This window comes from Ureibacillus massiliensis 4400831 = CIP 108448 = CCUG 49529, from assembly GCF_000772965.1.
GTDB lineage: Bacteria > Bacillota > Bacilli > Bacillales_A > Planococcaceae > Ureibacillus > Ureibacillus massiliensis.
In genome coordinates this window covers 1-418 of sequence record NZ_JPVQ01000150.1, presented here as the reverse complement: position 1 = coordinate 418, position 418 = coordinate 1, and the positions used below count along the sequence as shown (strand labels likewise).

The window sequence follows — 418 nt, the reverse complement described above, 5'->3', positions numbered from 1 at the left end:
GGTAGCCGTATCGGAAGGTGCGGCTGGATCACCTCCTTTCTAAGGATATATAACGGAAATAAGCTCTAAGAGCTTATACATTAACGTTTTGTGTTCAGTTTTGAAGGTTCATCGAAAGATGACTTCAAACTTGTTCTTTGAAAACTGGATAAAACGACATTGATATAATAAGCAATTAGTTCAAGAATTTTATTGTAAGTCTAAATCTTCTCTTTAAGAGAAGTAATAACTTTTAGGTTAAGTTATTAAGGGCGCACGGTGAATGCCTTGGCACTAGGAGTCGATGAAGGACGGCACTAACACCGATATGCCTCGGGGAGCTGTAAGTAAGCTTTGATCCGGGGATTTCCGAATGGGGGAACCCACTATGCGTAATGGCATAGTATCTTCACGTGAATTCATAGCGTGTTGAAGACAG

At 40.4% G+C, this 418-nt stretch carries 1 rRNA gene; it reads left to right on the top strand.

What is annotated here, in order from left to right:
• Positions 1-235 precede the first annotated feature (235 nt).
• Positions 236-418 (top strand): 23S ribosomal RNA (locus tag CD30_RS19320); the annotation flags it as partial.